The sequence below is a fragment of the Rhodovulum euryhalinum genome (assembly GCF_004342445.1).
Classification (GTDB): Bacteria; Pseudomonadota; Alphaproteobacteria; order Rhodobacterales; family Rhodobacteraceae; genus Rhodovulum; species Rhodovulum euryhalinum.
On record NZ_SLWW01000013.1, the window covers coordinates 50,529 to 74,993 of the forward strand.

General features: G+C 68.5%; 23 protein-coding genes. 3 read left to right on the plus strand and 20 right to left on the minus strand.

Translation table 11 applies throughout. The features are described 5' to 3' along the window. Nucleotides 1-60: 60 nt before the first annotated feature. Nucleotides 61-780, minus strand: a complete 720-nt coding sequence (gene ctrA / locus EV655_RS14820; protein WP_132546140.1) for a response regulator transcription factor CtrA — start codon at nt 778-780, stop codon at nt 61-63. 120 nt (nt 781-900) lie between these two features. Continuing rightward, on the minus strand, nt 901-1,179 hold the full coding sequence (sciP, locus tag EV655_RS14825) for a CtrA inhibitor SciP (RefSeq protein WP_132546141.1): 279 nt from the start codon (nt 1,177-1,179) through the stop codon (nt 901-903). A 128-nt stretch (nt 1,180-1,307) separates the two neighbouring features. On the opposite strand from sciP, the gene mnmA reads away from it, so the two are divergent. After that, the gene (gene mnmA / locus EV655_RS14830) at nt 1,308-2,456 is read left to right on the plus strand and encodes a tRNA 2-thiouridine(34) synthase MnmA (protein ID WP_132546142.1); all 1,149 of its coding nucleotides are present in this window, start codon (nt 1,308-1,310) and stop codon (nt 2,454-2,456) included. Nucleotides 2,457-2,523: 67 nt separating this feature from the next. On the opposite strand, the gene lpxB is transcribed toward mnmA, so the two are convergent. The 13 genes from lpxB to pyrH form a co-directional block, all read right to left on the minus strand. Further along, nucleotides 2,524-3,681, minus strand: a complete 1,158-nt coding sequence (lpxB, locus tag EV655_RS14835; protein WP_132546143.1) for a lipid-A-disaccharide synthase — start codon at nt 3,679-3,681, stop codon at nt 2,524-2,526. Then, nucleotides 3,666-4,514, minus strand: coding sequence for an LpxI family protein (locus EV655_RS14840; protein ID WP_132546144.1), 849 nt, complete (start codon nt 4,512-4,514; stop codon nt 3,666-3,668). The genes lpxB and EV655_RS14840 overlap by 16 nt, the downstream gene beginning before the upstream one ends. Beyond that, nucleotides 4,511-5,308 (minus strand): acyl-ACP--UDP-N-acetylglucosamine O-acyltransferase, encoded by a 798-nt coding sequence (gene lpxA / locus EV655_RS14845; RefSeq protein ID WP_132546145.1) that lies wholly within the window; start codon nt 5,306-5,308, stop codon nt 4,511-4,513. Before lpxA ends, EV655_RS14840 begins: the two co-directional genes overlap by 4 nt. A gap of 3 nt (nt 5,309-5,311) precedes the next feature. After that, nucleotides 5,312-5,773, minus strand: coding sequence for a 3-hydroxyacyl-ACP dehydratase FabZ (gene fabZ / locus EV655_RS14850; protein ID WP_132546146.1), 462 nt, complete (start codon nt 5,771-5,773; stop codon nt 5,312-5,314). An 87-nt stretch (nt 5,774-5,860) separates the two neighbouring features. Further along, a complete protein-coding gene (locus EV655_RS14855; protein ID WP_132546147.1) occupies nt 5,861-6,454 on the minus strand; it encodes an OmpH/Skp family outer membrane protein in 594 nt (197 codons plus the stop codon). A 4-nt stretch (nt 6,455-6,458) separates the two neighbouring features. Continuing rightward, complete coding sequence (gene bamA / locus EV655_RS14860; RefSeq protein ID WP_132546148.1) at nt 6,459-8,780, minus strand: outer membrane protein assembly factor BamA; 2,322 nt, start codon at nt 8,778-8,780, stop codon at nt 6,459-6,461. 134 nt (nt 8,781-8,914) lie between these two features. Then, nucleotides 8,915-9,052 carry a hypothetical protein gene (locus tag EV655_RS18735; protein WP_165905363.1) on the minus strand — a complete coding sequence of 46 codons (138 nt, stop codon included), beginning with the start codon at nt 9,050-9,052 and terminating at the stop codon, nt 8,915-8,917. A 98-nt stretch (nt 9,053-9,150) separates the two neighbouring features. Further along, entirely contained in the window at nt 9,151-10,497 is a 1,347-nt protein-coding gene (gene rseP, locus EV655_RS14865) for an RIP metalloprotease RseP (protein WP_132546149.1), read from the minus strand. A 28-nt stretch (nt 10,498-10,525) separates the two neighbouring features. After that, entirely contained in the window at nt 10,526-11,707 is a 1,182-nt protein-coding gene (gene dxr / locus EV655_RS14870) for a 1-deoxy-D-xylulose-5-phosphate reductoisomerase (protein WP_132546150.1), read from the minus strand. Nucleotides 11,708-11,712: 5 nt separating this feature from the next. Beyond that, the gene (locus EV655_RS14875) at nt 11,713-12,504 is read right to left on the minus strand and encodes a phosphatidate cytidylyltransferase (protein WP_132546151.1); all 792 of its coding nucleotides are present in this window, start codon (nt 12,502-12,504) and stop codon (nt 11,713-11,715) included. After that, nucleotides 12,504-13,229, minus strand: a complete 726-nt coding sequence (uppS, locus tag EV655_RS14880) for a polyprenyl diphosphate synthase (protein ID WP_279389344.1) — start codon at nt 13,227-13,229, stop codon at nt 12,504-12,506. Before uppS ends, EV655_RS14875 begins: the two co-directional genes overlap by 1 nt. Before the next feature lie 27 nt (nt 13,230-13,256). Then, the gene (gene frr, locus EV655_RS14885) at nt 13,257-13,823 is read right to left on the minus strand and encodes a ribosome recycling factor (RefSeq protein WP_132546152.1); all 567 of its coding nucleotides are present in this window, start codon (nt 13,821-13,823) and stop codon (nt 13,257-13,259) included. 55 nt (nt 13,824-13,878) lie between these two features. Beyond that, nucleotides 13,879-14,616, minus strand: coding sequence for a UMP kinase (pyrH, locus tag EV655_RS14890; protein WP_132546153.1), 738 nt, complete (start codon nt 14,614-14,616; stop codon nt 13,879-13,881). Nucleotides 14,617-14,704: 88 nt separating this feature from the next. Between pyrH and miaA the strand changes: the two genes are divergently transcribed. Further along, complete coding sequence (gene miaA, locus EV655_RS14895; protein WP_132546154.1) at nt 14,705-15,577, plus strand: tRNA (adenosine(37)-N6)-dimethylallyltransferase MiaA; 873 nt, start codon at nt 14,705-14,707, stop codon at nt 15,575-15,577. Nucleotides 15,578-15,712: 135 nt separating this feature from the next. Further along, nucleotides 15,713-16,501 (plus strand): AraC family transcriptional regulator, encoded by a 789-nt coding sequence (locus EV655_RS14900; protein WP_132546155.1) that lies wholly within the window; start codon nt 15,713-15,715, stop codon nt 16,499-16,501. A 14-nt stretch (nt 16,502-16,515) separates the two neighbouring features. Here the strand turns inward: EV655_RS14900 and lpdA are convergent, their stop codons facing one another. From lpdA to EV655_RS14925, 5 genes are all read right to left on the minus strand, one after another. Further along, nucleotides 16,516-17,910 carry a dihydrolipoyl dehydrogenase gene (gene lpdA, locus EV655_RS14905; protein WP_132546156.1) on the minus strand — a complete coding sequence of 465 codons (1,395 nt, stop codon included), beginning with the start codon at nt 17,908-17,910 and terminating at the stop codon, nt 16,516-16,518. Nucleotides 17,911-17,950: 40 nt separating this feature from the next. Beyond that, nucleotides 17,951-18,529, minus strand: a complete 579-nt coding sequence (locus tag EV655_RS14910) for a DUF924 family protein (RefSeq protein WP_132546157.1) — start codon at nt 18,527-18,529, stop codon at nt 17,951-17,953. Nucleotides 18,530-18,602: 73 nt separating this feature from the next. Then, entirely contained in the window at nt 18,603-19,883 is a 1,281-nt protein-coding gene (locus EV655_RS14915; protein ID WP_132546158.1) for an MFS transporter, read from the minus strand. Between the two features lie 52 nt (nt 19,884-19,935). Then, nucleotides 19,936-21,024, minus strand: coding sequence for a tRNA preQ1(34) S-adenosylmethionine ribosyltransferase-isomerase QueA (queA, locus tag EV655_RS14920; RefSeq protein WP_132546159.1), 1,089 nt, complete (start codon nt 21,022-21,024; stop codon nt 19,936-19,938). Further along, nucleotides 21,021-24,332 (minus strand): AsmA-like C-terminal region-containing protein, encoded by a 3,312-nt coding sequence (locus EV655_RS14925; protein ID WP_132546160.1) that lies wholly within the window; start codon nt 24,330-24,332, stop codon nt 21,021-21,023. Before EV655_RS14925 ends, queA begins: the two co-directional genes overlap by 4 nt. Between the last annotated feature and the right edge of the window lie 133 nt (nt 24,333-24,465).

Genomic DNA, 24,465 nt, shown 5'->3' on the forward strand with positions numbered 1-24,465 from the left:
GGGCTCAGTGATAGGGGCGCTGCGGAAGGATTTCCAGCGGCCCATCGGACCGCGTGCGGATTATGCGCCAAGCGCGATCGACTTCGGCAACTCGCCGCGCATGGGTTCCGGATCGCGCAGCACGTAGCCGCGGCCCCAGACGGTCTCGATATAGGTCTCGCCACCCGTTGCCTGCGCCAACTTCTTGCGCAACTTGCAGATGAACACGTCGATGATCTTGAGTTCGGGCTCGTCCATGCCGCCATAGAGATGGTTGAGGAACATCTCCTTGGTCAGCGTCGTGCCCTTCCGCAGCGACAGAAGTTCGAGCATCTGGTATTCCTTGCCGGTCAGGTGCACCGGCTTGCCCTCGACATCGACGGTCTTGGCATCCAGGTTCACCTCGATCCGTCCGGTGCGGATGATCGATTGCGAATGGCCCTTGGACCGCCGGATGATCGCGTGGATGCGGGCGACCAGTTCCTCGCGGTGGAACGGCTTGGTCATGTAGTCGTCGGCGCCAAAGCCGAAGCCCTTGATCTTGTTCTCGGTATCCGCGGCGCCCGACAGGATCAGGATCGGCGTGTCGACCCGCGCAAGACGAAGCTGGCGCAGCACCTCGTGGCCGTTCATGTCGGGCAGGTTCAGATCGAGAAGGATCAGGTCGTAATCATAGAGCTTGGCCAGATCGATGCCTTCCTCGCCCAGGTCGGTCGTGTAGACGTTCAGGTTGGCGTGGGTCAGCATCAGCTCGATGCTCTTGGCCGTTGTCGGGTCGTCTTCAACCAGAAGCACGCGCATTGCTAGGATCTCCGCTGGTTCGTCGAATGTTCACGATCCTTGACGAACATTGGTTAAATTCATCTTACCTTGGCGTTAACGATAGCATTTACAATTTTAGGTTGTCCAGTTAATTTCGCGTCAAGGTTGTCTGAACTCTTTCAGGGCGGTCACCTTCAACCCGCGCAGGCCGTGTTCGCGCACCGCGCGCCGCCAACTGTCCAGTTCTTCCTCGGACAACGAATAGCGTTCCAGCGCCTCATCCTCGGAGATCAGCCCGGCGGCGACCGCCTTGACCACGGCGGCCTTGCGGCTGGCGACCCATCGCCTGGTATCGACGGGCGGCAGGTCCGCGCGCGTCATGGTGGTACCGTCGGGCAGCGTGACGGTCCGCGGCCCATCGATGCGTTTCAGAAACATCGGCTCTCGTCCCTCTTGCGGATGAGCCGAAACTGGCCGCGCATGCTTAAGAGCGGGTGAAACAGAGGGTTGAGAGTATCTCGCATTTTCCTATATTCCCGCGCATGTCCCCCCCAGGAGTCGTTCCCATGCCGCTGGACAGCGCGACACGCCCGCTGAACTCGCTCGGCTTCGCCAAGCCCGAGGCGGAAACCCGTGTGCTGGTCGCCATGTCGGGCGGCGTCGACAGTTCGGTGGTGGCCGCGCAACTGGCCGAAGAAGGTTATGACGTCGTGGGCGTTACGCTGCAGCTTTACGACCATGGTGCTGCGCTGGCGAAGAAGGGCGCGTGCTGCGCGGGACGCGACATCCACGATGCGCGCCGGGTGGCCGAGAGTGTGGGATTCCCGCATTACGTTCTGGACTACGAGAACGCCTTTCGCGAGGCGGTGATCGAGGAATTCGCCGACAGCTATCTTGCGGGCGCGACACCGGTGCCCTGCATCCGCTGCAACGAACGGGTCAAGTTCCGCGACCTGCTGGAAACCGCCAGGGACCTGGATGCCGACTGCATGGCCACGGGGCACTACATCCGGCGCGTGATGGGCGCGCAGGGGCCGGAACTGCATTGTGCGGCGGACCCCGTGCGCGACCAGTCCTATTTCCTGTTCTCGACCACGCGCGAACAGCTTGACTACCTGCGCTTTCCGCTGGGGGGGCTGCCCGACAAGGCGGCAACCCGCGCGCTGGCCGCGAAATACGGCCTGCCCGTGGCCGACAAGCCGGACAGCCAGGACATCTGCTTCGTACCCGAGGGCAACTATGCCAGCGTGATCGAGAAGCTGCGTCCGGGGGCTGCCGAGCCGGGCGAGATCGTGCATGTGGATGGCCGTATCCTGGGGGTGCATGACGGCGTGATCCACTACACGATCGGCCAGCGCCGGGGCCTGGGGATCGGCGGGCTGTCCGAGCCGCTTTTCGTCGTGCGGCTGGATGTCGACGCGCGCCGGGTGATCGTCGGGCCGAAGGAGATGCTTTCGACCCGGATCGTGCCGGTGCGCGAGGTGAACTGGCTGGGCGATGCACCGCTGACCGCGCGGGCGGAATGGGAGGTCTTGGTCAAGGTCCGCTCGACCCGGCCGCCGCGGGCGGCGATCCTGCGCCCCCTGTCCGACACGCAAGCCGAGGTGGAACTGCTGACCCCAGAGGATGGCGTGAGCCCGGGCCAGGCCTGCGTGGTCTACGAACCCGGCGGGACGCGGGTGCTGGGCGGCGGCTGGATCTGGCGGGGCGCCTGACTTCCGGACCGCGTCTCCCTGTGGCCGGCGTCGGCGTCCTGAGTATTTTTGCCAAGAAGAACGGGGGTCAGGCCAGCCCGTCGAGGACGGCGCGGGCGGCGCGCAGGCCAGGCGGCGGGCCGTCGAGGCCAAGGCGGGTCATGGTGACGCGGGCAGCGTGCCTTTGGGCCGCGCGGGCGGCGGGGTCGTCGATCAGCCGGGCAAGCGCCTCGGCGATCGGGCCGGGCTTGCAGGCGGCGCCGAGGAATTCCGGCACGGCGCGGGTTTCGCTGACGATGTTGACCAGAGTCACCGTGTCCAGCCGCAGCATCCGGCCGATGATCTGGCGGCTGAGCCAGGTCATGTCATAGGCAATGACCATCGGCACCCCGTTCGCGGCCAGTTCCAGCGACACCGTGCCCGAGGCGGCCAGCGCCAGATCGGCGGCGGCAAAGGCGGCGCGCTTTTCCTGCGCCGCGCCGGGCGCGGCCGGGTCCAGCACGACCGGCGTTCCGGGCCAGGCGGCGGTCAGGCGGCGGATCTCGGCGACGACGGGGGCGGCGGCGGGGACGATCACGCGGGCCTCGGGATGGCGCGCCTGAACCGGGCCGAGCGCCGCGCCGAAGATCGGTGCAAGGCGCGCCACCTCGCCCCGGCGCGACCCCGGCAGGGCGAGGATCAGCGGCGCCTCGGGCGCGATTGCATGGGCCGCGCGGAAGGCGGCGGACTCTGCGGCAGTGGCGCGGGGCTGGGCCACGACGGGGTGGCCGACGAAATCGCAGCGCATGCCCTCGGCCTCCATGTAGGGAGGCTCGAAGGGGAAGAGCGCGAGCACCTGGTCGATCACCTGCGCCATCTTCGCCGCGCGTTTCGGGCGCCAGGCCCAGACCGTGGGGGCGACGTAGTGCACCGTGCGGATGCGGCTGGCGGCCTTGACCCGGCGGGCAACGCGCAGGCAGAAATCCGGGCTGTCGATGGTGACGAGCGCGTCCGGCGACAGGCGAACCACCTCGTCCGCGCATTGGGTGATCCGGCGCATCAGCGCGCGGTAGCGGGGCAGCACCTCGGCAATGCCCATCACCGACAGTTCGTCCATCGGAAAGAGGCTGGTCAGCCCCTCGGCCTGCATCAGGGGACCGCCGACGCCGTGGAACTCCACACCCGGCGCTAGCGTCTTCAGCCCCGCCATCAGCGCGGCGCCGAGCGCGTCGCCCGAAGGCTCGCCCGCGATCAGGAAGATCCGCATGGCGGCCGGACCCAGAGGAAAAGGCCAAGCGCGTCGGCGCGGGCCACGGTTTCGGCACGGTCGAGCACCAGAACGCCGCCGGCCTCGATCACGATCCCGGCAAGCCCGGCGCGGGCGGCGGCCTCGACGGTGGCCGGGCCGATTGCCGGCAGGTCCACCCGGCGGTCCTGGCCGGGCTTCGGCGCCTTGAAGAAGACACCCCGCGCGCCCTTCGGATCGGGGCGGCAGGCGCCCGCGACATCGGCGACCCAGGCCAGCATCGCATCCGTCCCGGGCAGCGTCTCGACGGCGAGGCACAGCCCCTGGGCCACCACCGCCCCCTGCCCCAGGTCGGCCGCGCCAAGCGCCGCGACGATTTCGGCCGCGCGGACGGCATCGCGCGCGTCTGCCGCCCCGGGCTGGGCCTCGGTCAGGACACCGGGCGCGGGCAGCAGGTCTGGGGCGATGGCACCGGCGCCCACCACCTCGACCCCCTCCTCCTCGATCAGGGCGACCACGGCGCGCAGCGCGGCGTCATCCCCCTGCCCCAGCATCGGCAGGATCCGGGGCAGCAGCAGCGCGGTTCGCGGGTCGATCCGTTCCGGATCGAGCCGGGGGCGCGTCACGGCGCCGGCCAGCACCACGCGCGAGACACCGCGCTCGTGCAACAGGTCGAACAGCAGCGCGAGGCGCTCCAGCGCGAAGGTTTCGACCGGCAGGCGGTCGGGGTTCTCCATCTCGAACCCCTCGACCTGGGCGATCACGAAGGGTACGCCCGAGGCGGCGAGTGCGCGCGCCAGATGCGCGGGCAGCGCGCCGCGTCCGGCGATAAGGGCGGTCGCGCGCCCCATCAGCCCGGCGTCAGGAAGGAACGGTCGGTGTCGGCGAGGATGAAGGCCACCATCTCGCCGACGTAATCGCTGGTCGCCTCGGCCGACAGGCGGCGGGCGCGGTCGAGGAAGGTGCCCTCGCCCTGGGCCAGCGCCTGGAACGCGGCGCGCAGCGCGGCGATATCCTCGCGCGCGACGCCGCGGCGTTTCAGCCCGACCAGGTTCAGCCCGTCCAGCACGCCCCGCGGTCCCTGGACAAGGCCATAGGGGATCACATCATTGGTGACCATCGTCACAGCGCCGATGATCGCGCCCTTGCCCACGCGCACCCATTGGTGGATGCCCGACAGCCCGCCGATGATGACCCCGTCACCGATGATGCAATGGCCCGCCAGCGCCGCGTGGTTGGCCATGATGACGCCGTTGCCCACCTGCGCGTCATGGCCCACATGCGAGCCCGTCATGAACAGGCAGTCGTCGCCGACGCGGGTGACGCCGCCGCCGCCCTCGGTGCCGGTGTTCATCGTCACGCCCTCGCGGATGCGGTTGCGGGCCCCGACGATCAGGCGGGTTTCCTCTCCGCGGTATTTCAGGTCCTGGGGCACATCGCCGATATTGGCGAAGGGGAAGATCACCGTGCCCGCGCCGATCTCGGTCAGGCCGGTGACGATGGCGTGGCCTTTGACCTCGACATCCGCGGCCAGCCGCGCCTGCGGCCCGATCACGGAGAACGGGCCGATGGTGCAGCCGGGGCCGATCTCGGCGCCGTCTTCGACGATGGCCGAGGGGTGGATGCGGGCGCTGGGATCGACGGCCATGGCCTATTCCTTCGGCAGATCCATCATGGCGGTGAATTCCGCCTCGGCGGCCATTTCGCCCTCGACCGTGGCCACGCCCGCGAATTTCCACACCTTGGACCCGCCACGCTTGACGGTGATGTGCAGTTCCAGCACGTCGCCGGGCACGACCTTGCGGCGGAACTTGCACTTGTCGATGGCCATGAAATAGACCAGCAGGTCCTTGTCGGCCATGTCGAGAGTGACGCCCACCAGAACGGCGGCGGTCTGGGCCATCGCCTCGACGACAGTGACGCCGGGCATGATCGGGGCGCCGGGGAAATGGCCCTGGAAATGAGGCTCGTTGAAGGTGACATTCTTGATGCCGACCGCGCTTTCGTTTGCCACGATCCGCGTCACGCGGTCGATCAGCAGGAACGGATAGCGGTGCGGAATGATCCGCTGGATCAGCTGGATGTCGGCTTCGGTCACGGGGGCACTGGTCATCTGAACGGCTCCTTGCACTCCGGGCCGGGCCCGGTGGCCCGCGTCCGGCAGAGCCCTAGCAACTCCCCACGTCCGGGGCAAGCCGGGCTACTCGGGCGCGGGCACCGTGTCGCCGGGGACGTCCGGCGCGGGCTGGTCCGCATCGGGGGGGGCGAGTCGGGCGTCGATCACCGAGATGGCCTCGTCGGTGATGTCCACCTGCTCGGCCGAAAGGATCACCGCGCCCCGTTCCAGCACCACGACGGCGCCCCGTTCGCGCACGATCTCGGCCACCAGCGGCAGGGCCCGACGGTAGAATGTCTGCTGGTCCGCCTCGCTGCGTTGGGCAAGCGTGCGGGCCTTGGCGTCCTGCGCGCGGCGGATCGCCACCACCTTTTCATCGAATGTCTCGGCCAGCGCACGGAACTCTTCGGGCGGCATCTGGGCGCGGCGTTCGGTCAATTCGCGCTCTTCCGCGATCAGCTGGGCCTCGATCAGCCGGTTCTCGGCGGCAAGCGCGGCGCTGTCGGCCTCAAGCGCATCGACCAGCGCCTGACCCGCGCGGCTTTCCGTGAAAAGCCGCTCCTGGTCGATGGTCAGGATCGGGCTGCGCAGAGGCTGGGCCGGGTCCTGCGCGGCCACGGGCACCAGGCAGGCCAGGAAAAATGCTAGTCCCAGCGCGGCGATGCGCCCTGCGCGCATCCGCTCAGAACCGGGTCTGGATCGTCAGGTCAAAGCTCTGGGTGCGGTCGTAGTCTTCCTTGGCGATCGCCTCGGAGAAGTTGAACCGCAAGGGCCCGATCGGCGTGTCCCAGAAGATCGAGAAGCCGACCGCCGAGCGCAGGTTGAAATCGTCATCCACCCCGCCCGGAGTGTCGAGAGACCAGACCGATCCGACATCGGCGAACAGGCCGCCAGAGATGCCGTATTCCTCGGGCAGGCCCAGCGGGAACTGCGCCTCGAAACGGGCCACCACGAACATGTTGCCGCCCAGCGCCTCGCGATCGGGGGTGGCCAGGTCGCGCGGGCCGATGCCGTTACCGTCGAAGCCGCGGATCTTGCCGTTGAGGAAATAACGGTCCAGAAGCCGGCTGTCGTCGTCGCCCAGCATCGCCAGCGCGCCGCCCTCAAGCTCGGCCCTCAGCGTGATCTCCTCGTTCCAGACAGTGGTCTGGGCGGCGGCCAGCGCCGTGGTCTCGATATATTCCAGATCGCCGCCGAGTCCGGCGTAGTCCTGGCTGAACTGCAATTGCCAGCCGGTATTCGGGTCAAGCCCGGTCAGGCGGCTGTCATAGCTCAGCGTGTAGCCGATCTTGGAATAGCTCAACCCGCCGCGGTTGGCATCGGCCTGAATGATCGCCGCGTTACCGGTATAGTTGCTGATCTCGCCCTCGCCGAAGGTATAGCGCAGCTCCAGCCGGGCGGCCTCCGAGATCGGGAACTCCAGCGAGGGCGAAATCTCGGCCACCTTCGTGTCGTAAAGCGCGTTATAGGCCTCGTCGGTCTCGGCATAGAGTGCCGAGAAGCGGAACCGCACGTCGCGGCCAAGAAAGGCCGGTTCGGCGAAGACCAGCCGCGAGGTCGCGTTGTCGCTGCTGGTGTCGATCCGGACGCTGAGCGACTGCCCGCGCCCGAGGAAATTCGACTCGCTGAACGAGATGGCAGCGCCGAACCCGTCGAGTTCCGAGTAGTTGAGCCCGAAGGCGAGCGAGCCGGTCGGCTGTTCCTCGACATCGACATCGACGATCATCTGGTCGGGCTCGGTGCCCTCGCGCGCGCTGACCTCGGCCTTGGAGAAGAAGCCGAGCGCACGAATCCGGTCGGCCGCCTCGCGGATCTCGCGCGGGTTGAACGGGTCGCCCTCGACCGCCTTGAACTGACGCCGGACCACCCGGTCGAGCGTGGTGGCGTTGCCCTCGATATCGATACGCTCCACGAACATGCGGGGGCCGCGGGTGACGGCGAACTCGATGTCCAGCGTCAGGTCGCGGTCGTTGCGCACGATGCGCGGCTCGACCCGGACGAAATTCATCCCCTTGCGGGTCGCCAGCCGTTCCATCCGGGCGATGGTGTTCTCGATGGCGAGCGGGTTGTAGATCTGTCCCGGCTTGATGTTCGCCGCCGCCTGGAACTCATCGGGATCCACATCGTCGAGGTCCGACACGGTGGTGATCTCGCCAAAGCGGAACTGCTGACCCTCGCGCAGGTTGAAGGTCAGAAGATAGCCGTCACGGTTGCGGGTCAGTTCCGGCGTGACCGAGAGAACCTGGAAATCGACATAGCCGCGCGAGGTGTAGAAGTCCTTCAGCACCTGCTTGTCGAACTCGATGCGGTCGGCGATGAACGTGTCCGACCGGATGATCCGGCGCAGCAGGCCCGCCTGCTTGGTGCCCAGCGCGCCGCGCAGGCGGCGTTCCGAATAGGCGCGGTTGCCCACGAAGGAGATGCGCTCGATCTCGACCACCGCGCCCTCGACGATCTCGAACACCAGGTCGACGCGGTTCTCGGACCGGCGGATGATCCGGGGCGTGACGCTGGCGGCCAGACGGCCCTGCTGTTCATAGGCGGCCACGATCGACGCGGCGTCGGCCTCGGCCATGCTGGGCGCGTAGACCCGGCGCGACTTGGACTGGATGATCGAGGCCAGATCCTCGTCCTTGATCCGCGAGTTGCCCTCGAAATTGATCACGTTGATCGTGGGATACTCGACCACGTTGATGACCAGCGTGCCACCGCGGGGCAAAAGCTCGACCGTTTCGAACAGGCCGCTGTCGGCGATGGCCTGATACGCGTCGTTCAGCCGCGCCGCCGACACCGCCTCGCCCCGCCCGATCCCGGCATAGGAGAGAATCGTCGAGGCATCGACGCGCTGGTTGCCGTTCACCTCGACATTCGAAAACCGGTAGGTCTGGGCCAGGACCGCCTGCGGCGCAACCGCCGAGACGCTTGCAACGCCGAGGAAAACCGAAGCTGCCAGAAGATGGGCTCGCCCGTGCCGGCCGAGATCCCCGCGTGCAAATGTCGACATGTCCGCCCCGCCGTGACGTGTTTTTTCTTCGACTTTTGCTACCGGGAACGCCTGCGGATGTCAAAAGGTCCGGCACCGGTAAAACGCAGACGTTGCCCGCGAAACGCAGTCGGCCTGTGCGATGCGCGCAGGAATCAGAGCCCGTTCAGCCAGGTCCCGAGCGTCAGCGCCAGCGCGATGGCAAAGGGAAACAGCATCCGGTCCCAGTTCAGCTCCATCAGCAGCGCAAGACCGCGATAGCCGTTTCTAAGAGTCTCTATGGCCTCACTCATGGCGACTCCGTCCGGATCCCTGTGATTTGCAAGTGGCCGTCATGCTAGCCGACAATCATGGCAGCAATTGGGCCGGACGGTTGCCGGGATCGCGGCGATCAGGGACAGAAGATGTCGTTCGTCAGCGCAAAGCTCATCAAGCCGATCAGCAGCGCAAGCCCCGCAGCGGTCAGGAACCGCATCGCCCGGTCGCTGGGCGGTCGCCCGGTGATCCCCTCGTAGAGGTAGAACACCAGGTGCCCGCCATCGAGCACCGGAATCGGGAACAGGTTCAGCAGCCCGACCGCCGCGGACAGCATCGCGATGAACCAGATGAAGGTCTCCAGCCCCTGGCTGGCCGCCGCGCCCGAGCTTTCGGCAATTCCGATCGGTCCCGACAGGTTGCACGAACTGATCGCGCCGGTGACCATGTGATACAGGCTCGACAGGCTCGATTGCAGGATGAAGCCCAGCTGATCCACGCCGTACTCCAGCGCCTCGACCGGTCCGGGCACGCGGGTCGCGCTTTCGAAGGCCAGCCCGCCGGTCATCCCGATCAGCCAGCGCGTCTCGAAGCTGCCATCGGGCATCGGCAGGTCCATCGACTTGGGCGTAAGGTTGAAATTCAGCGTCTCGCCCGCGCGCCAGACGGTGACATCAATCGGCGCGCCGGCGCTGGCGGCCACCCGCTGCTGCAATTCGCGGAAGGCGCTGATCGGCGTGCCGTCCAGCGCCAGGATCACGTCGCCCGGCCGCATCCCCGCGTCCGAGGCGGCGGTCTGCGGCTGCACCGAGGCGACGATCGGCGGGAACGGATAGGGGCCGGTCACCTCGCGCTCGGCCCCGTCGCGGCGCACGGTGTAGACCGGCGGCGCATCCATGGGCAGCGTTTCGACCACCGTGTAGAAGGCGGCGTAATCGGGCGTCGGGGTGCCGTTCAGCGCGAGGATCGTATCCCCCGGCGCCAGTTCGGCGCCCGCCACGGCCGCGGGCGGCAGGTCGGCCAGATCGGCCACGGTCGGCGGCTCGACCGCGACGCCGCGGATCAGGGACAGTGCTGCGAAAACCAGGATCGCCAGGGCGAAATTGAACAGCGGCCCGGCCGCGACCGTCGCCGTCCGCGCCCAGAGCGGCGCGCCATGCATCGTGTGGCGCCGGGTCTCGGCATCCATGCCCGCAACGTCGGGCGAGGCCTTGGCGCTGGAGGCGCTGGCGTCCCCAAGGAACCGCACATAGCCCCCCAGCGGCAGCGCCGCGATCTGCCATTGCGTGCCATGCCGGTCGGTGCGGCTGGCCAGCACCGGGCCAAAGCCCAGCGAGAACACGTCGGCCTTGATGCCCGACCAGCGGCCGACAATGTAGTGGCCGTATTCGTGAACGGTGACGATGATCGAAAGCGCCACCACGAACGCGATGATCGTGAAGGCGAAGTTCCCCGCGGAGGGAATCAGCGAAACGAGATCCAAATGCTCAGGGTCCTGGCTTGTGACTGCTCTAGCGTTCCAGGCCGCGCACGATCTCCGCCGCCGCCTCCCGTGCGAGATGGTCCGTTTCCAGAACTTTCTCAAGGCTGTCGGGCGAATTTGTCAGCAGGCTGTCGCCCGAAAGCTGCCCCAGCACGCCCTCGACCACCTCGGCCATCTGGGTAAACCCGATCCGCCGCGCGAGGAAGGCATCCAGCGCGGCCTCCTTGGCGGCGTTGAATGCGGCACCGCTCAGCCCGCCGGCTTGCATCACCTCGCGGGCCAGCCGCAGCGCGGGCCAGCGGTTTTCGCAGGCCGGGCGGAAGTTCAACTGGCCGATCTGCGCCAGGTCCAGCCGCGCCACCGGCAGGTCGCGCCGCGCGGGCCAGTTCAGCGCATAGCCGATGGCGTGGCGCATGTCGGGCGGGCCGACATGCGCCATGATCGCGCCGTCGCGGAATCCGACAAGCGCATGGATCAGCGATTCGGGGTGAACGACGGCCTCGATCCGGCTGGGATCGATTCCGAAATATTCCTTGGTCTCAATCAGTTCCAGCGCCTTGTTGAACATGGATGCGGAATCGACCGTGATCCGCTGGCCCATCGCCCAGTTGGGATGCGAGGACGCCTGTTCCGGCGTTGCGTTCTTCAGTGCCTCGATCGGCCAGTCGCGGAACGCGCCCCCCGAGGCGGTGACGATGATGCGTTCCACCGCTTCGATCTCTTCGCCGACAAGGGCCTGGAAGATCGCCGAATGTTCACTGTCCACCGGCAGGATGCGCGCGCCATGCGCCTCGGCGGTGGCCAGCAGCAGCGGGCCCGCCGTCACCAGGCTTTCCTTGTTGGCCAGCGCCAGCGTCGTGCCGTGTTTCAGCGCGCGCATGCCGGGCACCAGCCCCGCGGCGCCCACGATGGCCGACATGATCCAGTCCGCCGGGCGATCCGCCGCCTCGGCCAGCGCCCCTGCCCCGGCCGCGGCCTCGACCCCGGACCCGGCCAGCGCGGCCTTGAGGTCGTCATAGCAGTCGGGATAGGCGGTCACCGCCAGATCGGCCCTGAGCGCACGGGCCTGTTCGGCCAGCCGCGCAACATTGCGCCCGCCGCTCAGCGCGACCACGTCATAGGCGTCGGCCCCGCCCTGCCGGGTCAACAGGTCGACCGTGTTCTCGCCGATCGAGCCCGTTGCGCCGAAGATCGTGATCCGCCGTGCCATGCGTCCTAGAACCTCACCTCGGGAAGCTGAAAGAAGACCGACGCCAGCAGCAGGCAGAGCGCCGCGCCCAGAAGGCCGTCGAACCTGTCGGCCAGACCGCCATGCCCGGGCAAGAGCGAAGAGCTGTCCTTGACGCCCGTGCGGCGTTTGATCGCGCTTTCGGCGACATCACCCATCTGGCTGGCAAAGGACAGAACGACCGACACCAGCGCAAGCCCCGCGCCCGCCCCGGTCAGCGCCGCAAAGACCGCGCCCGCCAGCCCCGCCGAAACCCAGCCCGCCAAGGTCCCCGACCAGGTCTTCTTCGGGCTGACACGCGGCCAGAACTTCGGCCCGCCGATGAAGCGGCCCGCGAAATAGCCCGCCACGTCGGTCGCGATGACGACCAGAACCAGCCAGACCATCCACGCCATGCCCTGATCGACGCGAAAGCGTGCCAGCGCATAGCCCGCCAGCGCGATCGCCAGCGCATAGACTGCATAGATCACCCGGTCGCGCGGCATCCGCCCGGCCCCGACCAGCGCAGGCGCGGCCAGCAGGGGCAGCGCATAGATCCCCGGCAGCGCAAAGGCCGCCAGCACCGTCCCCCCCGTCAGCACCCCCAGCCCCACCGGCAGGCGGCCCGTTCCGGGGCCCATCATCCGGCCAAGCTCCCAGATCATGATGCCCGAGACCACAGCCGCCAGGCCCGCGAACCACAGCCCGCCAAGCGCGATCAGGACAACGCCGGCAACGCCCATTGCCACGCTCGAGGCGAGCCGCGCCGACAGGTCGTCCCAGGTTCCTCCGGCCGCCATCAGGCCTTGACCGCTCCGAACCGGCGTTCGCGGGCGCCGTAATTCACCAGGATCTCGGCGAAATGCTCGCGCGTGAAATCGGGCCACAGCACCGGGGTGAACTCGTATTCCGCATATGCCGACTGCCAGAGCAGGAAGTTCGAGATGCGCGCCTCGCCGCTGGTGCGGATCACGAGGTCGGGGTCCGGCAGCAGGCAGGTGTCCAGGAAATGCGCCAGCGACTCGGCATCCACATCCTCGGGGTCAAGCCGGCCCGCCGCCACCTCGCGTGCCAGCCGCTTGGTGGCGCGCGCCACCTCGTCGCGGCCGCCATAGTTGATGGCGATGGTCAGGTGCACGACGTCGTTGCCTTCGGTCAGTTGTTCCAGCCCGCGCATCATCCGCACCAGCTTGGGGTCCAGCCGGTCGCGGTCACCGATGAACCGCACCCGCACGCCGTCGGACAGAAGCGCCTGCGCCTCTTTCTGGATGTAGCGGCGGAACAGCGTCATCAGGCCGGTGACCTCGGCCTGGGTGCGTTTCCAGTTCTCGGTCGAGAAGGCGAAGATCGTGAGATAGCGGATGCCCAGATCGGGGCAGGCTTCGACGATCTCGCGCACCCGGCGGGCGCCGGCCTGGTGCCCGAACAACCGCGGCCGCCCGCGCATCTGCGCCCAGCGGCCATTGCCGTCCATGATGATCGCCACATGGGTCGGGCCGGTCTCTCTGTCGTCCTTCGCGGCCACGCCGCCCCCTTTCCGACCCAGCAGATCTCAGACCTGCATGATTTCCTGCTGCTTGGCCTCGAGCGCCCTGTCGATCTGGGCGATCTGCTTGTCAGTCAGGTCCTGGATCTCGTCATGCCAGACCTTCTGGTCGTCCTCGCTCATGCCTGCGGCCTTGGCCTTCTTGATCTGTTCCATCCCGTCGCGGCGCACGTTGCGGACCGCGACCCGGGCATGTTCGGCATATTGCGCCGCGACCTTTGACAATTCCTTGCGGCGTTCCTCGTTCAGCTCGGGGATCGGCAGCATGATGATCGTGCCGTTCTTCTGCGGGTTGATCCCCAGACCGGATTCCATGATCGCCTTTTCGACCTTGTTCACCAGCGCCTTGTCCCAGACGTTGATGGTCACCATCCGGGGCTCGGGGACGTTGACCGTCGCCACCTGGTTGATCGGCGTCAGCGCGCCGTAGGCGTCGACATGGATCGGCTCGACCATGCTGGCCGAGGCCCGGCCCGTCCGGAGCGAGGCGAATTCATGCTTGAGCGCGCTCATCGCGCCATCCATCCGGCGTTGCAGATCGTCGAGGTCGATTTCCAGATCGTCTTCGGCCATGGGTCTGAACTCTTCTATTTCTGGTTCGCTATGCCACGTCGCGACGTCTATACCGCTAACCGTGCACGATTGTATAGGTGCCTTGCCCGGCAAGGATGCCGCGGAAACCGCCCGGTTCGTCCAGGCTGAAGACAATGATCGGCAGGTCGTTATCGCGCGCAAGCGCGATGGCCGAGGCATCCATCACCTTGAGATTCTTCACCAGAACGTCGTCATAGGTGATGTCGTCGTATCGCGTGGCGCCGGGATGCTTGAGCGGATCGCGATCATAGACGCCGTCCACCTTGGTGCCCTTGAAGATCACCTCGCAGGCCATTTCGTTCGCACGCAGGGTCGCCGCGGTATCGGTGGTGAAATAGGGGTTGCCGGTACCCGCGGCAAAGATGCAAACGCGGCCCTTTTCCAGGTGGCGGACGGCGCGGCGGCGGATATAGGGCTCGGCCACCTCGTCCATCCGGATCGCGCTGATGACCCTGGTAAAGACACCCAGCCCCTCCAGCGCGGATTGCATCGCCAGCGCGTTCATCACGGTCGCCAGCATCCCCATGTAATCGGCGGTCGTCCGCTCCATCCCCTGTGCCGATCCCGCGAGCCCGCGGAAGATGTTGCCGCCGCCGATCACCATGCAGATCTCGACGCCCAGATCGCGGACCGACTGCACCTCTCGGGCGATGCGTTCCACCGTGGGCGGGTGCAGGCCAAAGCCCTGGTCGCCCATCAGCGCCTCGCCCGAGATTTTCAGCATCACCCGCTTGTAGGTGGGCTTCGGTTGCGTGGCGCCGGTGTCGTCCATACGCTCTTTCCCTGCTCGTTGTCTTGCAATGCGCGCAAAATGTCGGAAAAGCGGGCGGGGTTCAACGCCGAACGAGGCCCCTGCGCGCATGGAACTGCCCGATCTCGACCCCGCCCGCCCGGTGCTGATCGCCGGACCCACCGCCAGCGGCAAGTCGGCGCTGGCGCTGGCGATCGCCACGCGGCAGGGCGGGGTCATCGTGAATGCCGACGCCTTGCAGGTTTTCGCGGACTGGCGCGTGCTGACCGCAAGACCCACGCCCGGGGACGAGGCGCGCGCGCCGCATGCGCTTTACGGGCATGTCGGCTGGGACGCGGCGTATTCCGTCGGCCACTGGCTGCGCGATCTGGCGCCGATCCTGAATGGCCCTGAAAGGCCCATCATCGTCGGTGGCACCGGGCTCTACTTCACCGCGCTGACCGAAGGACTGGCCGAGATCCCGCCGACGCCCCCCGCGATCCGGGCCGCGGCCGATGCGCGGATCGCGGCCGGGGGCGCGGCGGGGATGCTGGCCGAACTCGATGCCGCGACCGCCGCACGGATCGACCGGCGCAACCCGGTCCGCGTCCAGCGGGCCTGGGAGGTGCTGCGCGCCACCGGCCGCGGCCTTGCGGCATGGCAGGACGAGACGCCGCCGCCGCTGTTGCCGCTGGCCGCCGCGCAGCCGCTGGTGATCGAGGCCGCGACGGACTGGCTGAACGCCCGGATCGACGCGCGGTTTGACGCGATGATCGCGGGCGGGGCGCTGGACGAGGTGCGGTCCAACCTGGCGCGCTGGGATCCCGGGCTGCTGTCTGCGCGGGCGATCGGCGCGCCGGAACTCGTCGCGCATCTGCGCGGCGAGACGACTCTGGCCGAGGCGGTCACCGCCGCCAGGATCGCCTCGCGCCAATACGCCAAGCGCCAGCGCACCTGGTTCCGCTCAAGGATGGGGGCCTGGGCCCGGATTCGGGCGGATTGACGCCGAACCGCAGCCCCGCCGGCAGAAAACAGCACGAATCGAACCTGACAGGCTTTACCGGACGGTGCGAATCAGTTGAGGGTTGCCCGGTTCGAACCTGGGCGTCCCGCGCCCCGTTGGGTATTTGCCGCTGCCATGACCCTGTTTCCGGAAATCCGCCTGGTGCCGTTCTCGCGCCTGACCCAGGGCAGCCGCTGGCGGGCCGAGGCGATGCGCAGCTATTCCGCACCGCAGCTTCTGTGGATCACCAAGGGCCAGGGCCGGATCACGGTGGCGGGCGTCACCCGCGGCTATGGCGCGCACAACGCGATCTTCATCCCCGCCCACACGATGCACGGGTTCGAGATGACCGGCCAGGTGTTCGGGACGGCGGTGACGTTCTCGGGGATTCGCGACCTCGATCTTCCGGACACGCCGCACCATCTGCGCATCCGCGACGGGCAGGTGCAGGTCGAGATCTCGCAATTGCTGGACGGGATCGAGCGCGAGCTTTCGGGAAAGCGGCCGGGATCGCGGCGCGCGATCCGCCACTATTCCGGGCTGGTCTCGGTCTGGCTGGAACGCCAGATCGCGGTGGCCGACGACGTGACCACGGCGCCCGAGTCGGCGCGGCGGCTGGCCGCGGGCTATGCCGCGCTGGTCGAAAAGGGATTCCGCGGCGGGAAATCGGTCTCGGACTACGCCGCCGATCTGGGGGTCACACCCACGCATCTGACGCGGATCTGCAACCAGACCTGCGGGCGCACCGCCCTGGACCTGCTGAGCGAACGCAAGATCAGCGAGGCGCGCCGCCTGCTGGCCGACACCCGCGCGCCGATCAAGGAGATCGCCAGCGCGCTTGGCTATGCCTCGCCGGCCTATTTCACCCGCGCCTTCCATGCCCGCACCGGGCGCACGCCCAAGGATTTCCGCAAGGCGGACTGACGGGCCGTTTCCCGCTAGAAATGGATCGCCCGGCCAAAGGCATCCAGCACGGATTCGTGCATCATCTCGGAAAGCGTCGGGTGCGGGAAGACCGTCTCCATCAGGTCGGCCTCGGTGGTTTCCAGCCCGCGGGCCACGACATAGCCCTGGATCAGTTCCGTCACCTCGGCGCCCACCATATGCGCGCCCAGAAGCTCGCCGGTCTTCGCGTCGAACACCGTCTTGACCAGCCCCTCGGGTTCCCCCAGCGCGATCGCCTTGCCGTTGCCGATGAAGGGGAAGCGGCCGACCCTGACCTCATATCCCTTTTCCTTCGCGCGCGCCTCGGTCAGCCCGACGCTGGCTACCTGCGGATGGCAATAGGTGCACCCTGCGATCGAGCCCGGCCGGATCGGGTGCGGGTGACCGCCCGCGACCAGTTCCGCCACCATCACCCCCTCGTGGCTGGCCTTGTGCGCCAGCCAGGGCGCCCCGGCGACATCACCGATGGCGTAAAGCCCCTCGACGCCGGTGCGGCAGTATTCGTCGGTCACGACATGGCTGCGGTCGATCGTGACGCCGAGATCTTCCAGCCCCAGCCCCTCGACATTGCCCACGATGCCGACCGCCGAGATCACCGTGTCGACCTCGATCTTTTCGGTCTTGCCGCCCTGCTCGACATGGGCGGTCACCTTGTCGGCGGCCCGGTCCAGCCGCTTGACCGTGGCCTTTTCGCGAATGGCCATCCCCTGCTTTTCGAACTGCTTCTTCGCAAAGGCCGAGATCTCGGCGTCCTCGACCGGCAGGATCCGGTCCATCACCTCGACCACCGTGGTCTCGGCGCCCAGCGTGTTGAAGAAGCTGGCGAACTCGATGCCGATGGCGCCCGATCCGATCACCAGCAACGTCTTCGGCATGTGCGGCGGGACCAGCGCGTGCTTGTAGCTCCAGACGCGCTTGCCGTCGGGTTCCAGCCCCGGCAACTCGCGCGCCCGCGCGCCGGTGGCCAGCACGATGGCCTTCGCGGTCAACTCCTCGGTGCCCTTGTCGGACCTGACCGACACAAGGCCCGGGCCGGACAGCGTCGCCGCGCCCATCACCACGGTGACCCTGTTCTTCTTCAGCAGGTGCCCGACGCCCGAGGCCAGTTGCCGGGCTACGCCGCGCGAGCGTTTGACCACCGCGTCGAGGTCATAGCCGATGCCGTCCGCCTTGAGCCCGAACTCCTTCGCCCGGTGCATCAGGTGAAAGACCTCGGCCGAGCGCAGCATCGCCTTGGTCGGGATGCAGCCCCAGTTCAGGCAGATGCCGCCCAGGTGCTCGCGTTCGACCACGCAGACGTTCAGGCCCAGTTGCGCACCACGGATCGCGGCGACATAGCCGCCCGGCCCTGCGCCGATCACGATCATGTCGAAGTCCCGCGCGGCCATGGGGTCCCCTCCCTGTCAGACTGTCCCGGTCCCCGCCGCCTCAGGCCGAGGCGCGCAACTCTGCCACGCAGGCGGCATAGCCGCCACCCTCCAGGAACGCGATTTCCTCTTCGGAAGAGCCGCGGTGCAGTGCCTCGTTGCGGAACGGGAAGCGGCCGAAGCGGCGGATCAGTTCACGATGCGCCTTGGCATGAAGCAGGTTGTCGGCCCCGGTCTCGGGCATGCGGGTCAGCATCAGGCGCACGCAGCGGTCCTGGTCCATCAGACATTCCGAGTGCATCAGCGGCATGTAGAAGAACTGCCGCTCGGGCTCGGGGTAGCGCATGTCGAAATGCGCCTCGATCGCCTGCTTGGCGGCAGCCCGCGCCAGCGCGTCGGTGGCAAAGGCGCGCCAGTCGCCGCGGAACATGTTGCGCGGGAACTGGTCGGTCAGGATCAGAAACGCCATCGCGCCGGTGGGGTTGGTCGGCCAGTCGTGCAGATCACCCGAATGGGCGGATTCCCAGAGCGGCTTGAATCGCGCGGTGATCGAGGCGTCCAGTTCCGGATCGGCCTTGTACCAGCCCTCGGGCCCGACCTCGTTCAGCCAGAACTCGATGATCTCATCGCGGCGCGACATTCCACTCCTCCTGCTCCGGTCCCGGGCCTGCCCGCGGTGATCGTTTCAGATTCAGCCCACCGGCGCAAGCCGTTCAGGCCCGGCGCTGCGCGTCCTCGTCGCGGGCCTGCGCACCATCCTGCTGGGCCTCGATCGCGACCTCCTGGGCGACCTCGACCGCCACCGGCGAGGCGGTGGGCAGCACCGGCGAATAGGTTCCGGTCTCGTCCACCGGCACGGGCGCGCGCTGGGTCATCCGGAAGCCGGTGAAGACGGCAAGCGACAGCATCAGGATCGCGATGAACAGAAAGAACCCCTGCGGCCCGATCAGCCCCATCATCCAGCCGGTCAACACCGGCCCGAGGATCGCGCCGACCCCGTTGATGAACAACAGCCCCCCCGAGGCCGCGGCCATGTCGTCGCGGTCGAGATAGTCGTTGGTGTGCGCGATCAGCAGCGCATAAAGCGGGTTCGACATCCCCCCGATCACGAAGGCCGCTGCCAGCAGCGCGGCGAACCCGCCGCCCATCGCCATAGCCGCCCCCGCGGCCGCGCCCCCGGTGGCGGCCGCCGCCAGGATCAGCGTGCGCCGGTCCATCCGGTCCGACAGCCACCCGATGGGATACTGCAGGAACAGCCCGCCCAGATAGATCGTCGCGATGAACGCCGAGATCTGCGGCACGCTGAGCCCGGCATTGGTCCCGTAGACCGAGGCCATCCCGAACAGCGCCGAGAACACGCCGCCCATCAGGAACATGCCGACCGCCCCGGTGGGCGAGCTTTGCACCAGCCGGACCAGCGACATCGGCTTGGTCGTCTCGAAGGCGGGCAGCGGGCTGACCGACAGAAGGATCGGCGCGAACGAGATCGACACCAGCACCGAGGGAATGACGAACAGCACGAATCCCGCTGGATCGGCGATCAGGATCAGGCCCTGCGCGCTGACGATCCCCGCCATCTGGGTGATCATGTAAAGCGACAGCGCCTTGCCGCGGTTCTCGTTCGTGGCGGAATTGTTCAGCCAGCTTTCCGCAGTCACATAAACGCCCGAGAAGCAGAAGCCGATCAGCACCCGGCCGATGGTCCAGGCGACCGGATCGGCGAGCGTGGGGTAAAGGATCAGCACCGCCGAGATCAGCGAGCCGAGCGCGGCAAAGACGCGGACATGGCCGACCCGGCGGATCAGGGCCGGCGCCAGGCGTGAGCCGCCGAGGAAGCCCGCGAAATAGCCCGCCATCACGATCGACATCTCGAAGGTCGAAAACCCCTCGATGCCGCCGCGGATGCCCAGCAGCGTGCCCTGGATGCCGTTGCCGACCATCAGCAGCAGCATGCCGAGCAGAAGCGCCCATGAACTGGCGAGAACCTGGAACATCGGGATCGTCCTTTCGCGTGCGTGGCCCCTGTCTAGGGGAGATCGACGCGACTCAAATGCCCGTCTGCGACCCCTGCGTGACCGCTTCCGGCCCCGGGATCAAGAGCGAGGCATCGCCGTATGAGAAGAAGCGGTACCTTGAATTCACCGCATGCGTGTAAATTCTTCGTGTCCGCTCGATCCCCATCAACGCCGAGACCAGCATCATCAGCGTCGAGCGCGGCAGGTGGAAATTCGTCATCAGCGCGTCGGTGATGCGGAACCGGTAGCCGGGCCGGATGAAGATGTCGGTCTCGCCCGCCCAGGGATGCAGGTGTCCAGCTTCGTCCGCCGCGCTTTCGATCAGGCGCAGCGCGGTGGTGCCCACGGGGATGATCCGCCCGCCCGCCGCCCGCGTCGCGTTGATCTCGGCCGCGGCGGCGTCCGTCACCTCGCCCCATTCGGCATGCATCCGGTGGGCCGAGATGTCGTCGGTCTTGACCGGCAGGAAGGTGCCCGCGCCGACATGCAGCGTGACATGGGTGGAGGCCACGCCCCTCTCGCGCAACGCGGCCAGAAGCGGCTCGTCGAAATGCAGCGACGCCGTGGGCGCGGCGACGGCGCCGGGACGGGCGGCCCAGACGGTCTGGTAATCCTCGCGATCCTGCGCATCCGCGGGCCGTTTCGCGGCGATGTAGGGCGGCAGTGGCATGGCGCCGGCCGCGGCAAGGGCCGCGTCGAACGCCGCGCCGCCGAGGTTGAAGGCCAGCGTCACGTCCTCGGCACCCTTGCCGGCCACCTGCGCCCGAAGGCTGTCCGAGAACACCACCGTCTCGCCCGTCCCGAGCTTGCGCAGCGGCTTGGCCATCGCGCGCCAGCGGCCGCCGGGGGCGGGGTCCATCAGCGTCACCTCGACCCGGGCCTCGACCGGGCCCTGGGGCGTTTCGCGGCGGCGGGTGCCGGTCAGCCGCGCCGGGATCACGCGGGTGTCGTTCAGCACCAGCCGGTCGCCGGGCAGCAGCAGGCCGGGCAGGTCGCGGACATGCAGATCGCGCATCGCGTCGCCCTCGGCCACCAGCAGGCGGGCGGCCGAGCGCGGCCGCGCGGGCCGGGTGGCGATCAGGTCCTCGGGCAGGTCGAAATCGAAATCCGACAGCTTCATTCGCGCGCCCCTTCGACCGGCCGTTGCTGGACCCGCGGCGGCGGGCCGCGGAAGATTTCCCGAAACATCCCCGGTGTCAGGATCGACAGCGGATTGACCCGAACCTCGGGCGCGCGCGCGTCGCCCGCAAGGCGATAGTTGAAGCCGAACAGCCCCTCGCCCTCGCGCGTCAGTACCGAGCCGATCGCGTTCACCAGGTAGAACGGCGAGACCACGCCCTGCATGTCGATACGCCTGGTCTGCGTGCCGTAGACCCCGGCCATCGAAAGGCCCAGCGAGGGGCCGATGGCGCTGGCCTCGGCCAGTTCGACCGCGCCCGGGAACAGCCGGAACCGCGCCTCGACATCGGTGAACAGGATGCCGTCGCCGTCCAGCAGTTCGGGAATGCCGACGACCGAGATCGCCGACAGCAGCTCGACCAGGACCGGCGTCCCGCCGACTCGGATGCCGTCGATCAGAAGCCGCCCGGCATAGCGCCCCGGCTGCCCTTCGGGCTGTAGCACCAGATCGAGCGTGCCGCCCTTGGCGCGCGCGTAAAGCCCCGCCCCCCGAAGCGCCGCACCCGCATCGGCGGCCCGCACCCGGACCCCGGTGCCCGTGCCCGACGGCGCCAGCGTGGCGACCACGGGGCCGCCCCCCTCAAGCGTCCCGGACAACTGGCCATTCAGCCCCCCCTGCCCCGAAATCTGGCCGCGGATTCCGGCCAGCGCGATCCCGTCGCTGACGATCAGCCGGTCAAGCGCAACCTCGACGGCCCCGCCGCCCGGTGCGCCGCCGGGCCCGCCGCCGGAAAACTCGGCCGCGCGCAGATCGACGGTGCCGCCGGTGATGGCGATGGCGGGCGGTCGGCCTGCGCCGCGGCCGCTGATCACCACCGGCACATCCAGCCAGCGCCCGAGCCGCACCCGCGACAGCCGCGCCGCGTCGAGCCCGCCGCCCGCGCCAAGCGCGACCGAGCCCTCGGCCGACAGCCCCGGCGCCTCGACCAGCAGCCGCTCGATGGCAGGCGCCTCGCCCAGCCGCCCCGCCACGTCGAGCCGCCCGGTGCTGCCCGGCGCCTTGGACCAGCCCAGCCCCGGAACGCGCAGGCCAAGCCCGGCCAGATCGGAGGTGAGCGAGAACCGCGGCGGCGCGCCGCGAACCAGATCGACCGCGAACCGGCCCTGTGCCGCACCCGACAGGCTGTCCTCGGGCAGGCCGATCCCCAACCCCGCATTGAACGCCTGCGAAAGCACGATGGTACCCTCGACCCGGCTTTGCCCCTCGGTTTCGGGGCCCGGCACCATCGACCACGCACCGCGGAGCGGCACGCCGTCCAGTGTCGCCGCCCCCGAGATCGCCACCTCCTCGCGGCTGGCCCGCAGCGCGAGGCGCTGCGCGTCGATCCGGCGCCCCGGCACGAGGCTGTCAGAGCGCAGGCCGGTCAGATCGCCGGTCACCCGGTAGTCGACCTGATCGACCTTCAGCCCCCTGACAAGAGGCAGACGCAGCCGGGTTTCCAGGCTGGCCATGCCCTCGGCCAGCCCCGTGTCCAGCCCCGCCCGCGAGGGGACGCGCAGCGGTGGAAGGTCGATCAGCGCCAGCGCCGCCGCGATGGTGCTGCGGGTGCGCAGCACGATCTCGGCCTCGGGCGGGTCAAGGACTACATCGGGCACCTGAAAGGTCGAGCCAGCAAGATCGACCTCGCCACCGCCCGGCACCGGAATCGTGCCGCCCTCGATCGACAGGGTGTAGGTCCGGCCCGAGATCGTCGAATAGCCGTGGCCGCCGCGGATGGCGGGCATCTCGTCGAGAAAGCGCACCTCGGCGTCGCGGAATGCATGGGTCAGCCAGATCAGCGGCCGCGCGCCGGGCGGCAGCCGCAACGCCGCGCGCACATCATACAGCGTGCCCGCGACGACGTTCTTGGCGAACCATCTGCGGGTGTTCGGCGCCACGCCCAGCGGCCAGAGCGCCAGAAGCCGCTTGTCGGCGATCTCGGCGATCTCGGCATCGACCGAGATATCCCAGCCCTCGGGCAGCGCGCGCACCAGGCCCCGGCCGCGATAGGCCCGGCCTTCGTCCAGCAGCACCACCTGGCCCAGAGTCGCGGTCAGCGGATCGAGCCCGAGCTTGAGGTCGAGCGCGCCACCCGTGAACACGGCCGGTTGCGCAAACATCCCCTCGGGGTCGAGCGCGACCTCGCGAAACGCAAGTTGGCCGATCAGCGTCTCGGGCCAGCCGCCTTCCATGTCGCGCAGGTCGGCATGGCCATCGGCAACCATCCGCAAGACGGCGGTGTCCAGCGCGATCTGGTCGAAATTCAGCCGTCTCCGGACGGGGTCGTAGGTGAAATAGGACTTGCCCGAGGCAAAGCCGATCGGCGTCGCCCCCCCCGCAGGCCGCAAGACGCCCGCCCCGATCTCGAGCGCGGCGCTGAGCGGCCCCAGCGTTCCCGCGGCGTCGACCTGCGTCCGGATCGCCCCCGAGATCGGCGCGTCGATCAGCGCCAGCGCGGCCAGTGCGGGCGACTGTGTGGCGATATCGGCCGAGGGCATGTCCGAGAAATTCGCCGAGAACCGCGCCGCGGGGCTGCCCTTGACCGACACGAAGTCGAAGGCAAGCTCGGCGGGAACCTCTGCCTCGCCGCGCAGCGAGAAGAACGCCCGCACCGCGACCTCGTCCGCGTTCTGGTCCAGCGTCATCAGCCCGTTCTCGACGGCCCAGGTCCGGCCCGCGCGGGCATCCTCGAAGGTCAGGCCCAGCCCCTCGACGCTAAGCCCTTCGATCGCGGCAAAGCCGGGCGCGGCGAAGGCGCGGTCTATCTCGTCCAGCAATTCGCCCAGGCTGCCGGCCGCGCTGACCGGGGCCCCGGCCCGCCCGAGCGCAAGGTCGAGCCGACCGTCCGGCGCCCGCCGCAGCGTCAGCCCGGCCCCGGTCAGCGCCACATGCGTGACGTCGACCCGCCCCGCCAGCAGCCCCGCCCCGGACAGCGTCGCGCCGATCTGGGGCAGCGCCGCCACCTCGCGGCCGGCGCCGTCCAGCACCACAACATCGGTGAAATGCACCTCTGGCAGGTCGTCGCGCGCGAACAGCACGTCCATCGCGCCGATCTGCACCTCGACCGGGGCGAACTGGCTGTTCAGGCGCGCCTCGACCCGGTCGGTGACCCAGCCGGGCAGCGTCACCATCCGGCCGGTCAGCGCCAGCCCGGCCAGCCCGGCCAGCGCCACCACCAGGCCGACGCTCAACAGCAGCCAGAGGCCGAACCGCTGGTGCGGCTCGATCTCGCGGCGGTCGCTGCTTGTCCGGTCTTCCGTGTCGTTCATCCCGACGGCCTGCCCCGCGGCGCCCTGCGGCGGATGCAGCCTCTGCTTGCCTGCCCGCACGCACCGCCTATTCTCTGCGGCGTCGCGCTACACCCTTGGCGCGTTCCTGCCAACCCGAAGGCTTGCCAATCCA